The 12,488-nt window shown below is 47.0% G+C and carries 15 protein-coding genes; 10 read left to right on the forward strand and 5 right to left on the reverse strand.

The genetic code is table 11. From position 1 onward, the window contains the following. Positions 1–22: 22 nt before the first annotated feature. The 5 genes from LHL18_RS03185 to LHL18_RS03205 all read left to right on the forward strand — a co-directional run bounded on the left by LHL18_RS03185 (position 23) and on the right by LHL18_RS03205 (position 3,333). Positions 23–553 carry a hypothetical protein gene (locus LHL18_RS03185; protein WP_226765734.1) on the forward strand — a complete coding sequence of 177 codons (531 nt, stop codon included), beginning with the start codon at positions 23–25 and terminating at the stop codon, positions 551–553. Positions 554–718: 165 nt separating this feature from the next. Next, positions 719–1,519 carry a glycoside hydrolase family 75 protein gene (locus LHL18_RS03190; protein WP_226765735.1) on the forward strand — a complete coding sequence of 267 codons (801 nt, stop codon included), beginning with the start codon at positions 719–721 and terminating at the stop codon, positions 1,517–1,519. A 45-nt stretch (positions 1,520–1,564) separates the two neighbouring features. Then, a complete protein-coding gene (locus LHL18_RS03195) occupies positions 1,565–2,311 on the forward strand; it encodes a hypothetical protein (protein WP_226765736.1) in 747 nt (248 codons plus the stop codon). Between the two features lie 94 nt (positions 2,312–2,405). Then, positions 2,406–2,903, forward strand: a complete 498-nt coding sequence (locus LHL18_RS03200; RefSeq protein ID WP_226765737.1) for a GNAT family N-acetyltransferase — start codon at positions 2,406–2,408, stop codon at positions 2,901–2,903. A 61-nt stretch (positions 2,904–2,964) separates the two neighbouring features. Continuing rightward, positions 2,965–3,333 (forward strand): iron chaperone, encoded by a 369-nt coding sequence (locus LHL18_RS03205; RefSeq protein WP_226765738.1) that lies wholly within the window; start codon positions 2,965–2,967, stop codon positions 3,331–3,333. Between the two features lie 56 nt (positions 3,334–3,389). On the opposite strand, the gene LHL18_RS03210 is transcribed toward LHL18_RS03205, so the two are convergent. Next, a complete protein-coding gene (locus LHL18_RS03210; protein WP_226765739.1) occupies positions 3,390–4,046 on the reverse strand; it encodes a DUF998 domain-containing protein in 657 nt (218 codons plus the stop codon). Between the two features lies 1 nt (position 4,047). Next, entirely contained in the window at positions 4,048–4,509 is a 462-nt protein-coding gene (locus LHL18_RS03215; RefSeq protein ID WP_134054046.1) for a hypothetical protein, read from the reverse strand. 82 nt (positions 4,510–4,591) lie between these two features. Between LHL18_RS03215 and LHL18_RS03220 the strand changes: the two genes are divergently transcribed. After that, entirely contained in the window at positions 4,592–5,440 is an 849-nt protein-coding gene (locus LHL18_RS03220; RefSeq protein WP_134054044.1) for an AraC family transcriptional regulator, read from the forward strand. A gap of 52 nt (positions 5,441–5,492) precedes the next feature. Here the strand turns inward: LHL18_RS03220 and LHL18_RS03225 are convergent, their stop codons facing one another. Then, positions 5,493–5,981, reverse strand: coding sequence for a nucleoside deaminase (locus tag LHL18_RS03225; RefSeq protein ID WP_226765740.1), 489 nt, complete (start codon positions 5,979–5,981; stop codon positions 5,493–5,495). After that, positions 5,974–6,678 (reverse strand): FMN-dependent NADH-azoreductase, encoded by a 705-nt coding sequence (locus LHL18_RS03230; RefSeq protein ID WP_226765741.1) that lies wholly within the window; start codon positions 6,676–6,678, stop codon positions 5,974–5,976. The genes LHL18_RS03225 and LHL18_RS03230 overlap by 8 nt, the downstream gene beginning before the upstream one ends. 137 nt (positions 6,679–6,815) lie before the next feature. Between LHL18_RS03230 and LHL18_RS03235 the strand changes: the two genes are divergently transcribed. From LHL18_RS03235 to LHL18_RS03245, 3 genes are all read left to right on the forward strand, one after another. Next, on the forward strand, positions 6,816–7,667 hold the full coding sequence (locus tag LHL18_RS03235; protein ID WP_226765742.1) for a LysR family transcriptional regulator: 852 nt from the start codon (positions 6,816–6,818) through the stop codon (positions 7,665–7,667). Between the two features lie 90 nt (positions 7,668–7,757). Beyond that, positions 7,758–8,576, forward strand: a complete 819-nt coding sequence (locus LHL18_RS03240) for a PhzF family phenazine biosynthesis protein (protein ID WP_226765743.1) — start codon at positions 7,758–7,760, stop codon at positions 8,574–8,576. Between the two features lie 105 nt (positions 8,577–8,681). Next, positions 8,682–10,778 carry a TonB-dependent receptor plug domain-containing protein gene (locus LHL18_RS03245; RefSeq protein WP_226765744.1) on the forward strand — a complete coding sequence of 699 codons (2,097 nt, stop codon included), beginning with the start codon at positions 8,682–8,684 and terminating at the stop codon, positions 10,776–10,778. Between the two features lie 50 nt (positions 10,779–10,828). Here the strand turns inward: LHL18_RS03245 and LHL18_RS03250 are convergent, their stop codons facing one another. Then, entirely contained in the window at positions 10,829–11,428 is a 600-nt protein-coding gene (locus LHL18_RS03250; RefSeq protein WP_226765745.1) for a CGNR zinc finger domain-containing protein, read from the reverse strand. A 124-nt stretch (positions 11,429–11,552) separates the two neighbouring features. On the opposite strand from LHL18_RS03250, the gene LHL18_RS03255 reads away from it, so the two are divergent. After that, positions 11,553–12,482: an alpha/beta fold hydrolase gene (locus tag LHL18_RS03255; RefSeq protein ID WP_226765746.1), complete on the forward strand. Its 930-nt coding sequence runs from the start codon at positions 11,553–11,555 to the stop codon at positions 12,480–12,482. Positions 12,483–12,488 lie beyond the last annotated feature (6 nt).

Genomic DNA, 12,488 nt, shown 5'->3' on the forward strand with positions numbered 1-12,488 from the left:
ATGTTGGCAATAAGTGAAAGATATGATTCACGAATCTAGTTATTGGAAAAATGATCTTATTAAGCTCGCAAACAAGCTTGAACTTAGGCTTGTTCAGGTGCGATGGGGAGAGAAAAGTTTATATACTCTAGAGAAAGAAATATTTATTGGGTTTTACTCCATCAGAAAATTAATAGAGTCAAAAAAAATATCAGACTCACTTAAAGAAAAGGTTTTTGAGGTAAAGCAATTCTCGTATAAGGGAAGTCCAAATTCTATATTCATGCACTTTGAAGAGTCTGATTATGATCTGAGCAAGGCAAATAGCGCTAAATTTACAATTGCTCAGTTATGTAATCAGTTTATCCATAGCCACCATTTTTTGCCGTTCTTTGTTAATGGTAAAAATTTAATAGGCTTCTTTTTCTGTTCTGATTACAAAAGAACCTCTGGTATATACTTGATCACATTATTTGACATAGTTGAAATATATCGGAATATAGGCAGTAATTATCCAGCTACCATGAATATTCAGCGGTTACCAAATGGAAAGTCGGTCACAATAATAGAGTAGACATAACAAGTCGCTGCAGCTCGCACACTTCGTGTGCTGGACAGTTTTTAAGTCGCGGCTTTATGGTTTTGCTGCGCAAAAGTATTCCATAAAACCACAACTTAAAAACTGCCGCTGAACTCGGCGTTAGCGGGCGTGACTTACTGCAATAAAGGGATTCCAATTATGCGTATCTATTTGATAACAGGGTTGTTGCTTTCTTCTATAACGGTTCAAGCAGCGCCTTCGTGCTCTTTTCTAGAATGGGATAAATATCAAGATAGCCAACTGCTTAGGCAGGCCGTAAAAGGGCCTTATATATTTGCTACGAGCGACGTTAAAGTTGACGCAGATGGTGCGCCTAACGCATATCATCCAGATGATGTGGGGCTTCACTGTACTAAAGGAGTTGGATTTAAAGGACTAGACTGTCCCGCAAACGGTGGCTACCCCAATCAAAGTTGGTGGCGCTCCGCCATAGTTCCCGACCCAAAAAACAACAGCAAGGGCTACATCCAACCGGATGGGCGATTCAAAGGCTATTTTGTTTCGCAGACGTCTTTAAAAGATAAATCCAAATCGAACTTAGACCCTGCAAAATATGTTGATTCTACAGCTGTTCCATATCTTGTCTTTCCCGGCCAATTTTATTCCAAAACCGGTACCGGTTTCGTCGGTGATTATGGATTCGCTCTAAATCTGGATAACGGAAAATCGTCGTCTTTTATAGTTGCAGAAGTGGGGCCACCGAAAGCACATTTAGGTGAAATGTCAATTTACTTAGGCAGTGCATTGGGAGGCTCAGATCCGAACCCTCGAACCGGTGCTGGAACTCCAAAAGGAAAGATTCTATATGTAGTGTTTCCGTATACTAAAGCCGCCTCAGGATGGCCAATCGCAAATGAAACTATTGAGTCAACGGTCTCGGAACTCCTCAAATCCATTGGTGGTGTCGAGATGTTAAAAAGTTGTGCCAGTGCCCTCTAATAAGGCCAGCCAAGGGGCAGAGTTAGCTATAAAAAAGGAGGATATATGAAGGAAGTATTTTACGCAGTTTTACTTGTTGTAGGTTTGGCAATAGGTTGGTTCGTGAATGATTGGCTAAAACCCGAACCTACTGAAAAGATTCACTTAACCTTGGAGCAAGCTACCAAACAGTCAAAATTCAATTTAGCCAGAGATGACATGGCCGAATATTTCTACATTTGCCAAGAAAAAGGGTTAGGAATAAACCATTGGAAGGCATTGTTTTTAACGGGATATAGCTTTCAATACGGAGTCGACTCTTCTAGCATAGCTTTGAAAAAGGCCAGTCCCGAAGGAGAAACTCCAGAAAAATGGAATGTGGAGGTCTCAAGTCTAGATGTATTGTCATCAGAAATAAAGATGATGAAAGCATTCACCCTGGACAGAGCTTGGTTCAAGAACCATGAAAAGCTGATTTCAAAAAGCAAGGATGAACTGATATCAAGAAAAAATTCACTTGCTATTCAAAGGCTTTATGGTGATCCAAACCAGAAAATTGCTGGGTTACTTGAGGACTCAATTAGAGATACTATTGTGAATCTTTCAAAAGCCTTAGGAAAAAACGTAGAAATAAATAGTATTAAACTTCCAGATCCACCAGAAAACTGGGATGAGAACTTGAATCTGTCCATGAAGTACCAATGTGGAGATATCAATCCAGTATTTGAAGGAAAGAAAGGTATCAATAAATCACTTGAAACATTAACCCCATCTATAGATGGTTTGGAAGTGATTGTGTTGCCAACCAAATAGCTAACAAAGCCAGGCAGAGGGACTGCAAAACCGCCGCTTCGCTCTGGTTTTTCAGCCCCTGCTGGCGACGTTATACGCCTCTAGGAATTCATCAATGATTAGAAAAGCTTTGCCAAGCGATTGTTTAAATCTGGCAGCTTTGTCACTGCAGGTTTGGTTACACACCTACGCCCCGCAAGGTATTCGCTCTTCACTATCACAATACGCTTTGTCTACGTTTACTGAAGAATATTTCATTAAGTTACTCGAAACAGAATCGGTTGATATCAGGGTATTCGAACAGGACTCGCACCTTATCGGTTTTATCGTCGCTGACTTGAACTCAACATTTGAAGGATGTTCAGGCTACGAAATTGTCACGCTGTATGTGTCTCAACATTTTCATGGTAAAGGTGTGGGCCGCCAGCTGCTAAAAGAAATTGAACATGCACATGGCTGCCCTTTCTGGTTATCTGCTTGGGTGAATAACCATGATGCCATTGGCTTTTACCATAAATTAGGCTTTAACATTGTTGGTGAGCTTACTTTCAACCTCGAAGGTGAGCAACACCGAAACCATGTGTTTGCTTACACCGGCACGTCATACGGCTGAGAAAAGCATAAGTAACCAGCCAATTAGAGGGTTTAACTAAAAAACAGGGGTGTAACTAATAATGCAGAAACAGACTTACCAAAGCGTTGATGAATACATTGCCGACCAGCCAAAAGAGGTAGCCGCTGCGCTGGAACAAGTTAGAACGTTGATCCTTAAGGCGCTGCCAGACACCGAACAACTGCTGAACTACAACATACCGGCTTTTACGCTGATTGCTGGCGGTAAGCGCGAGCAACAAATTATGATTGCAGGTTACGCCAAGCATATTGGGTTTTATCCCCACCCCACTACCATAGAGGCCTTTGCTGATGAATTAGTCGATTATAAATATGCGAAGGGCTCGGTGCAGTTTCCGCTTAATAAAGCCATGCCAAAAGATTTAATAGTAAAGATGGTACTGTGGCGAAAACAGCATCTTAACGGATAAAAACAGGCACCCACTGACGGATGCCTGTTACTGTTTTGTGCTGAGGCATGTGTTAATTAGGTTTCATTTTTCAGCAAGCACTTAAGCGCAACGTACTGCCATATAAAATACGAAACCAGCATTAGCCTTCCGAAAAGCGCCGTTATGCTGCCTGGGCCAAAGTCGCCTTCGGACCAGGCAGCAGTAATGACAAAACCCAAGGTAAAACTGAGTACAACAACAGAAATAGTTAGCATGCGTCGCCATAAGGGTTTTACGGCATCAACGTGGCGAACGCCGAACGTAACTAACAGTGCTACAAATGGCGTCAGATTTAACTGACCGCCAATGTTGTGCAGCATCCCGATTGTAGTAGGTGAAGCTCGCATAATATCTGCGGAGTCTGTATTGAACAGCGCCCCCAGCAGCATTCCGATTGCACTGATACAGGCCAGTACAACGCCTGTACGCAAAAGCCGGGAGGGCGAAAGGCTTCTGTAACTCATCGCAAAACTGGCCAAACTGATGGCAAAGCTAAGGAACGCAACGTTCATCAGAATTCCGAACTTCCCTACTGCGTATTGGCTGATAAAACCTGACAGTGGGCTTAAGTTTGGTTGAATAAAATGCAGCAGAAGCAAAAGCCCCAAGCCCAGAGCCGATGAAACAACAGATATTCGTGCAAAGATTGCTGTATTTCTGCTGTAGGCAACCTCAATATAATCGGCGCTCATGTTAGTCTCCTGATGAGGTTTGCAACGTCATGGTCGACTCGTAGCCATAGCCTCCCGGGTATACCCACGCGCCTTGGTTTGACTTACCATCTTCGCTGAAAACGCCTCTGAAATATGCGTCGGAGCCCTTGCCGCCAGCCCAAATGGTTAATTGATTGCCTTCAAGTTCATACTCATAATCGAAAGTATTGCCATGATTGTCGTAGAACCGGGATACGATATTCTCGCTTGCTGGCTGCTCAAAAGGGCGAAGATGCCCGATCACTTCAATGCCCTTTATCTGCATGTCATTTTGTATCAGATCCACCTCTTGCAGCAGAAAAAATCCGCCGTCCATCCAACGATAAGTGACCGTACCGGTAGCACCGCCGGTGACAATCCAGCTTCCCAATAGCTTGCTCAAAGCCTGCAGTTTATTACTGGGCGAGTAATTAATCGCCGTTGACTCGGTTTGTGTAGACATTGAAGCTCCTATAACATTGTTGATTCAATCTATATGTCAGCGGCCTTAAGTAACCTCTGCAGGGAATAAAATAGAGAACAAAATGGAAGAGATATTTCACAAACCCGCAAAAAATGATTGGCAGACTCAACTTCTGCGCTCGGGTGTTGTTAGCGCTGAAGAGTTTAGTGAAGTAACAGAACTGCGCGCTTTCTTGCCTCATCCGGAGTTGAGAAACAAAATATCGCATTATTGGATCCTGCGTTGGGATCTGCCGGATGGCGTGGTATTTAAACCAAGAGAAGTGCTGAGTGATCCTGTAGTTACACTCTTTGTTACGCGCAGCGGAAGTTTTGTCTACGGCATAACGCCTGATTGGTTGCAATACCAGGCACAGGGCTGCGACGTAATAGCCGGAGTAACCTTTCTGCCTGCGGGGTTTTCGCCCTACTGGAAAAGACCGATGCATCAGATGCCAACCGGTAAGCTCAGCCTCGCTGATGTCTTGCCTGAAGCCGCACCGCACCTGGGGCCAAACATGCTGAATTATGCCGATGATGTGGCCATCAGCCGTATTTTTGATGATTACTTCAGGTCGATTCCGGTTAAATGCAACCGGCATATCACAGCCATTCATGACATCGTCAGAAAAATCACTGCCGAACCCCAACGCCACTCGGTGGCTGCACTTTCCAGGGAATTTGGCATACCTGAGCGCACACTGCAGCATATTTTTCGTGAAGAAGTAGGTACCAGCCTCAAATGGATCATCAAGCGAAGCCAGCTGCTTGATGCACTCACCGGCTCATTTTTGCAAGAAGCACCCGATTGGAGCGAGATAGCCTATGCCTATAACTTCAGCAGCCAGGCACATTTTATCCGTGATTTTAAAAAAGTATTTGGCATGCCCCCAGACCGTTTTCATAAAGCCGCCAGAATCAATACTGAATGAAAAAGCCACCCGGAGGTGGCCCCTGTCAACCGGACAACATGGCATATTGCTACTACAAGCCTATGTCTTGCATACGAACCTGGCAGAGCTTAAACGGCAGCGTGTTTCTGTCGGTGTCTAACTTCAGCACCGTTAACTGCCCCAGTGAATTGCTGTTTAGAAGATCGTAAGTCCACAGATAGTCAAACCCATGCGCTTTTGCTTCATGCCTGTTAGCTAAGATAACCAGCCGGCTTATTTTCGCCAGCAAAATGGCCATATAGCACAGTGCGCAAGGTTCGCCTGATGCAATCAACGTTGCGCCCTGCAACGAAATGCTTTGCTCGTGTTGTGACGCATGCCGTATTGCCTGAATTTCAGCATGTGCAGTGCAATCAAGCTGTGCGGCTACCTGATTTACGCCTTCGCCGATAACCTGCCCCTGCTGATTAATAATCACAGCGGAAAACGGCAAACCACCGGCTTTTACATTATTGGTTGCCAAATCAATGGCCCGCTCTGCCCACTTAATATCCGCTTGCGTCAGCTTAGCGTTACCCATTAGCAGCCTCCGGTTGCAGCGCTGTTGCTGCGGCAGTATCTGCCAGTTCTGCGGCCAGCTTTTCTGCCCGGCTTAGCGCGTTGCTAACCGATGTTTTATGCCGTTCATCGCCAAACTCCTGATATTCAGCGGCAATTTCATAGATTGTCTCTACCCCCAGGTATTTACTCAGCGTGCGCAGGTGCGGTTGTAAATGGCTGGCACTCTCGCGTATGCCGCCTTTTTCAAAACCGAATTCGCCACTTGAGGTAATGGTTACCAGAGTTTTACCTGACAACAGCGGTTGTAGCGGAAAGTCGCCGCGGGCCAGGTCAAAATCAAAGGTTTTGTTAATACGCACCACTTGGTCGAACCAGGATTTTAACTGCGCCGGCATACCGTAGTTATACATCGGCGTAGAAATAACAATAATATCCGCCTTGGCGACTTCGGCAATTAACCTGTCTGACAGCGCTAAAATATCGTGCTGAGCCGGGGTTCTTTTTTGTTCAGGTGTAAACACGGCGCCTATCCAGTCCTGGGTAATAAATGCCGGCGGGTTCATACCAACATCACGATATATATACTCATCTGTACGGCGCTTCTGCCGGCAGGTATTGATAAACCTCAGCGCGATATTTTTCGAAATAGAATTATGGTTTGGGTTCGGGTTAGTAATAGCTCTTACGCTGGAATCTATGTGCAATATAGTACTCATTTGTAATACCTCTGTTAGTTGATAACGAGCGCTATCTTGGCGCTGCAGGTAAAAATTCACAAACGAGAAAAACACATTAACAGATGAGTTTAAATCATCTATAGTGACACCAAACCGCACAGATCAGGAGAGCACAATTGCAGGTATCGTTGCAGGCACTGAAAGCCTTTGAGGCGGCTGCACGCCGGGGGAGCTTTAAACTGGCGGCAGAAGAGCTGTCGCTGACCCCAACAGCGGTGTCGCATCACATCAGCAATCTGGAAAGCCGGTTAAATGTTAATCTGTTTCATCGGCAAACCAGACAAATAATACTGACCGAATCAGGCAAAATTCTGGCCCAGGCCACCTCTGACGGTTTTCGAAAAATTGAGCACGCCTTGGCAGAGCTACAAACTGTCGGTAGCACGCTGAAGGTAACCACCACATCATCGTTCGCCGCTATGTTGCTGATCCCGGCCCTGCAGGAGTTCTCGCAAGCTTATCCGGGTATTGCAGTTGAAGTAACAACAGGTGAAGCCGTAGATAACCACCCTTTTATCATCCCTATTCGTTACGGTGATGCCACAACCGCAGCGCCCGGCGATATCATTCGCCATGAGCAGTTTGATGTATTTGGCCGCCACGGCATGAAGCCACCTTGCTGGTCGGCTGAACCTGTCACCCTCTATACCACGGCATGGAAAAATACCGCCTTGCCGCAGGCCCCTTTGACGGCATGGCTGGCAGCAAACGAAATAGATAGTGCGAACATTATTGTGAAAAAATTTGACCAGGAGCTGTTCGGTATACAGCAGGCGATGGCAGAAAACGCTTTGGTATTTTGCTCTACTACCCTGACCAGGCGGCTGTTAAAAATGAATCTTCTACAGCAGTTTGGCACCCTGCCAGTTGCGTCGGACTTATGTTACTACGTGCCTGATAAACCAAGTTTTGATAGCAGAAATGCCGATACTTTTTTAAACTGGATTGGCACGGTTCTGAGTGGCTAAAGTCATTATTATGCACCGGAATTATTCATACGCTGCACTACCTATAGCACTGGCAATAAGGCCTGACACACTCTCAATCAGGAAGCATTAATGGACGTAAATATTTATCAGGTAGACGCCTTTACCAATGAAGCATTTAAAGGTAACCCGGCCGGTGTGTGTATTACCGAGCATGGCCTTGACGAGTGCATGATGCTGGCGATTGCCGCTGAAATGGCGGTGTCTGAAACCGCTTTTCTGGCGCTGGATACCATGCAGTTACGCTGGTTCACGCCGGAGGTAGAAGTACGGTTGTGCGGCCACGGCACCTTAGCTACAGCGCATATTTTACAGCAGTTAGGTCATTATAGCCGCGGCGACAGCATTGCCTTTCATACCTTGTCCGGCGTACTAACGGCAGAGTTAGACTATTACTGCATCCATATAACCCTGCCTGCGCCTGAGCTGAATATGAGCGCTGAAGCAAACCCTGAGCTGCTGCGACTATTAGGCATAGCACAACAGCATATCGTCGATTACGCCAGCTTTGATAATAAACAACTGATCGTCATTGACAGTGAAGCTTTGCTGACTGCGCTTAAGCCGGATTTTAGCGGCATGGCAAAACTTGCTGGCCGTGGCGTGCTGGTAACAGCAAAAGCGGAAACGGTAGATGTAGTATCGCGCTATTTTGCACCCTGGGTGGGCGTAAATGAAGACCCGGTAACCGGGTCTGCGCATTGTGCTTTGGCAGTGTACTGGGCAGAAAAGCTGAACAAACCCCGGCTGCAAGCGTTTCAATGCTCGCGCCGGGGTGGCTTTGTTGACGTTGAGCTGATGCAAAGCGGTGCAGTTAAACTATCAGGCCAGGCCGTTACGGTGTTGCAAGGCAAAATGACCATTGCCTGTGAGAACACTAAGCGATATTAGCCCGTTGTGGTCACCGATGCGCCACAGCTGCGGCAATTTGTCACAGCGGCTTAAGGCTATGTATTTATTACAATAGCATCCTGATGTTATGTTTAGGATGCCGTTATGCAAACCCAGTCTGTTTTCTTTTTAGACCAAAGTGGCCGCTGCTTTCGTTATTCAGCCTTAAGCGCAATGATTTTGTCCTGTTGTTCGGCTTACGCCGGTGCGCCACTTGAAATTATTGAAGTGAAAGGCCTGAGCTGGTCAAAAACAGTCGATCAGGATACTTACCAGCAACTGCAAAGTGCAGGGGTGGATTTTTCTGCCGCAGGCGGTATGTCGGCATTACCGGTATTAAATGGCATGATGGGCGGGCGCATTAAAGTACTGATTGATGGCAGTGATATCAGCGCTGCTTGCGCCAATGAAATGAACCCGCCACTGTCTTATATTTCTGCTAATCAAATAAACCAGGTTAATGTGGTAGCCGGCATATCACCGGTGAGTATGGGCGGCGACAATATTGCCGGAGTTATCAGCATTAACAGTATTAATCCGACATTTTCAGATACATCAGCGCTGTCGCATCACAAAAGCTACATTGGCACTGACTATCGCAGCAATGGCGACATTTTTAAAACCAGTGCCGGTACAGAGTTTTCAGCAAAAAATGTCAGCCTGAAATACGATGGCGCCTTTGAAGACGCCAACAGTTACAATGATGGTAATGGTGCAAAAGTCCCGGACACGTTATATCGGGCGCAAAACCACCAACTGACCGCTGCCTGGAAAGATAGTACACAACAACTGGCGGTTAAATTAAGCCATCAGCACATTCCGTTTCAGGGTTTTGCCAACCAGTATATGGATATGACCGACAACACCAGCTACGGCATCACGTTACAATACCAGCGCACATTAGCAGAGGGTGATTTACTGGCCAGACTGAACTGGCATGGTATTAAACATGAAATGGGATTTTTTACTGACGATAAGTCCGGCACCATGCCAATGCTGACAGATAGCGATGACTACAGTTACCAGCTGCATTGGAGCAACCCCCTGACCAAACACAGTACGCTTAAGTTGGGACACGAGTTTTATCAGCTTACGCTGGATGACATCTGGCCTGCGGTAGCGGATTCAATGATGATGGGGCCAAATGACTACATCAATATTAATGACGGCAAGCGCCGCCGCATTGCTGCTTTTACTGAGCTTAGCCAACAAGTTACAGAGCAGTTGGAGCTTAATTATGGTATCCGGCTGGAACAGGTTACTACCAATACCGGCGATGTGCAGGCATACAACAATATGACGATGGGCATGATGGCGGCAGATACAATTGCCGCGCAAGCGTTTAACCTGCGCGATCGCAAACAGCAAGATACCCTGACTGACATCACCTTTGTCGCCAGTTATCAGCCAAGCAGCAACCAGCTATTACAATTTGGTCTGGCGCAGAAAAACCGTGCGCCAAACCTATACGAGCGTTACAGCTGGGGCCAGGGGACTATGGCCATCACCATGATAGGCTGGTTTGGTGATGCTAACGGCTACATAGGCGATATAGCATTAAAACCAGAAACAGCCCGTACCTTGAGCGTTGGCTATCAGTACAGTAATGATAACTGGCAATTTCAGCTTCGGCCGTTTTACACCCGTGTCAGCGATTATATCGACGTTGAATTAGCAGGCAGTTTTAACAGCGCAGAGATGAGCCGCAACCGGCTGCAATTTACTAACCTTGACGCCACTCTGTACGGTGCAGAAGCCAGCGCATTGTGGCTGTTAAGTGACACGCAGTCAGCCGGGCAATGGCGATTACTGGGCGGGTTAAACCTGAACCGCGGTAAACGGGATGACAGTAACGAGCCGTTGTACCAGCAACGCCCTCTGCATAGCTCTGTTAGCGTCCAGCATCAGCAAGGGGCCTGGCAAACACAGCTGACGTGGCAATGGCAGGACAGCAAACACCGGGTCGATCCGCGCCGGCTGGAAAATACAACCGGCAGTTATGCTGTGCTCGATATCAGCACCCAGTGGCAACATAGCAACCTTAAGTTAAACCTTGGTGTCAGTAACCTGCTGGATAAAGATTATGAGCTGCCACTGGGCGGCGTTAATATTGCTCAGTACCGGCTGGATAACGGCAACGGTTTTATGCCCATTAAAGCTGCAGGCCGCTCTGTTAACGCCGGGCTGCGCTATAACTTCTGATACCGGTGAGTAGCTACAGCCTTCACCTGACAACGAAGGCTGTATCGCCGCTAACTGCTGCTTCTTTTTCTGAACTGCGCAGCTTTATAGCGGTTGCCACATAGCGCCATACTGCACCAGCGGCGTTTATGCGCTTTGGTGCGATCATAAAACCATAAGATACAGTCCGGGTGTTCACATTGTTTCACCAGTGTCGCATCTCCTTCAACCAGCAACTGCGCTACGGCTTCAGCCACAGGCCCAAGCAAGGATGCGATGGTTCCGCCACTGGCGACCCGGTTAAGTGCCAGCGTGTTGGTTTCTTTGTTGTACTGCATGTGCAACACACTGTGATAGGCATGCAGATATTCATTCAGGCCGCTGATGTCCTGCACTGTACCCGACCTGAACTCGCTGATCAGACGCTGCGCCAGCAAGCGCAGCGCTTTGGCCTGCGTCAGCAACTCCCCTGCTTTGAAAGCCCCGCCACCGGCCGCAGGTGTAATATCGTATCTGGCTAGCCAGTGCAGTACATCGTTGTCACTGTGCCAGTATTCCACCGTATTGCCATTATCAACAGCCTGGGTATTTAGCAAATCCATTGCCAGGTGATCTCCCAGCATAGGTGCATCACTCAGGTTGTTATCGCTTTTAATTGCACTGATCTGCATAAGTAACCCTTAAAAATATATTTGACAGGTTACTGAAGATCAGTAACACTGCAAGTAAGTAACCAGTTAAAATAAATTATACAGGTTACACACTGAAATTCCAATCACTGTATACGGAGTAACCATGAACACGACAAAACTACTTGCAGCTTCTGCCCTGGCTGCTTCTTTATCAGTACAGAGTGCGGATTATCCGCCAGCTGTGCATCATCACACGCTGGATATTCAGGATGTTAAACTGTTTTACCGCGAAGCAGGCCCCGCCGATGCGCCAACCGTATTACTGTTGCACGGCTTTGCGGCCTCCTCGTATATGTTCAGGGATCTGATGCCACAGCTGGCAACTAAGTTCCATGTCATTGCACCTGATTTGCCGGGTTTTGGCCAGACAACAGTACAAAATACAGAGTTCCGCTACACTTTTGATAACCTGTCAGCCATTATCGACGCCTTTACTGTGGCCAAAGGCCTGAACCAGTACGCTATCTACGTATTTGACTACGGTGCTCCCGTTGGCTGGCGCTTAGCAGTAAACAACCCGCAAAAGATAACGGCTATCGTCAGCCAGAACGGCAATGCTTACGAAGAAGGCCTAAGCGATGGCTGGGCTGACATGCGTAAAGCCTGGGCTGAGCCAACTGCAGAGAACCGGGCAGCGCTGCGCCACTTTAACACTGCCGATATGATCAAATGGCAGTACCTTGAAGGCGTTTCAGACACATCGCTGATAGCTCCCGAAACTTACCAGCTGGCTTTTGCGGCGATAGAGCGCATCGGTGTTGAGCCACAAGTCGATCTGCTGGTTGATTATGGTCAGAACATTAAGCAATATAGTCAGTTGCACGACTATTTCCGCCGCTATCAGCCACCGACATTAGCGATCTGGGGCGATAAAGACCCCTTCTTTTTACCGGCCGGCGCCCAGGCTTTTAAACGTGATAACCCCAAAGCCGAAGTACGTTTTGTCGACAGTGGCCACTTTGCTATCGAAACGCATGGTAATGATATAGCGCAGGCAATGCTGGCATTTTTACAGCAAAACCTGAAACAGTAGTTTTCC

The sequence above is a fragment of the Rheinheimera aquimaris genome (genome assembly GCF_020531985.1).
GTDB classification, from domain to species: Bacteria; Pseudomonadota; Gammaproteobacteria; order Enterobacterales; family Alteromonadaceae; genus Alishewanella; species Alishewanella aquimaris.